This is a genomic window from Streptomyces cirratus (genome assembly GCF_014650775.1).
GTDB classification, from domain to species: Bacteria; Actinomycetota; Actinomycetes; order Streptomycetales; family Streptomycetaceae; genus Streptomyces; species Streptomyces cirratus.
On the sequence record NZ_BMVP01000045.1, the window covers coordinates 1 to 1673 of the forward strand.

Here is a 1673-nt window from a genome sequence, read left to right on the forward strand (position 1 = left end):
TCAAATACCATGGTCTAATAAGGAACCTTTCGGATTCGTTGATAATTTTTTGAAAGATTTCTTCGAAAAGGTTTCATTAACTCCTCATTTATATCGAGTAGACCTTGTTGTTGCGAGAATTCTTAATTCATGAGTTGTAGGGAGGGACTTATGTCACCACAAACAGAGACTAAAGCAAGTGTTGGATTCAAAGCTGGTGTTAAAGAGTATAAATTGACTTATTATACTCCTCAATATGAAGTCAAAGATACTGATATCTTGGCAGCCTTCCGAGTAACTCCTCAACCCGGAGTTCCGCCTGAGGAAGCAGGGGCCGCGGTAGCTGCTGAATCTTCTACTGGTACATGGACAACCGTGTGGACCGATGGGCTTACCAGCCTTGATCGTTACAAAGGGCGATGCTACCACATTGAGCCCGTTCCTGGAGAAGAAGATCAATATATATGTTATGTAGCTTACCCTTTAGACCTTTTTGAAGAAGGTTCTGTTACTAACATGTTTACTTCCATTGTGGGTAATGTATTTGGGTTCAAAGCCCTGCGCGCTCTACGTCTAGAGGATCTGCGAATCCCTACTGCTTATGTTAAAACTTTCCAAGGCCCGCCTCATGGCATCCAGGTTGAAAGAGATAAATTGAACAAGTATGGTCGCCCCCTATTAGGATGTACTATTAAACCTAAATTGGGGTTATCCGCTAAGAACTACGGTAGAGCAGTTTATGAATGTCTACGTGGCGGGCTTGATTTTACCAAAGATGATGAGAATGTGAACTCCCAACCATTTATGCGCTGGAGAGACCGTTTCTTATTTTGTGCCGAAGCAATTTATAAATCACAGGCTGAAACAGGTGAAATCAAAGGGCATTACTTGAATGCTACTGCAGGTACATGTGAAGAAATGATCAAAAGGGCCGTGTGTGCTAGAGAATTGGGAGTTCCTATCGTAATGCACGACTACTTAACAGGTGGGTTCACTGCAAATACTAGCTTGGCTCATTATTGCCGAGATAATGGTCTACTTCTTCACATCCATCGCGCAATGCACGCAGTTATTGATAGACAGAAGAATCATGGTATGCACTTTCGTGTACTAGCTAAAGCTTTACGTATGTCTGGTGGAGATCATATTCACGCTGGTACAGTAGTAGGTAAACTTGAAGGAGAAAGGGACATAACTTTGGGCTTTGTTGATTTACTACGTGATGATTTTATTGAAAAAGATCGAAGCCGTGGTATTTATTTCACTCAAGATTGGGTTTCTATGCCAGGTGTTCTGCCCGTAGCTTCGGGGGGTATTCACGTTTGGCATATGCCTGCTTTGACCGAGATCTTTGGAGATGATTCCGTACTACAATTCGGTGGAGGAACTTTAGGACACCCTTGGGGAAATGCACCGGGTGCCGTAGCTAATCGAGTAGCTTTAGAAGCATGTGTACAAGCTCGTAATGAGGGACGTGACCTTGCCCGCGAGGGTAATGAAATTATCCGCGAGGCTAGCAAATGGAGTCCTGAACTAGCTGCTGCTTGTGAAGTATGGAAGGCGATCAAATTTGAATTCGACGCAGTGGATAAATTAGATAAACCAGCTTGATAAATCAAATTTGAATTCGAAGCAATGGATACTTTGTAATCCAGTAATTACTGTCGGTTTGTTGAATTGCAATTAAACTCGGC

Annotated in this window: 1 protein-coding gene; it reads left to right on the top strand. The window is 42.7% G+C overall.

The features are described from left to right. The first annotated feature begins 150 nt into the window (after nucleotides 1-150). A complete protein-coding gene (locus IE207_RS34415; RefSeq protein ID WP_188363613.1) occupies nucleotides 151-1590 on the top strand; it encodes a form I ribulose bisphosphate carboxylase large subunit in 1440 nt (479 codons plus the stop codon). The last annotated feature ends 83 nt before the right edge of the window (nucleotides 1591-1673 follow it).

Bases quoted from the DNA above. Each gene is read 5' to 3' on its own strand.
- IE207_RS34415 (WP_188363613.1), top strand. From the start codon at position 151: ATGTCACCACAAACAGAGACTAAAGCAAGTGTTGGATTCAAAGCTGGT.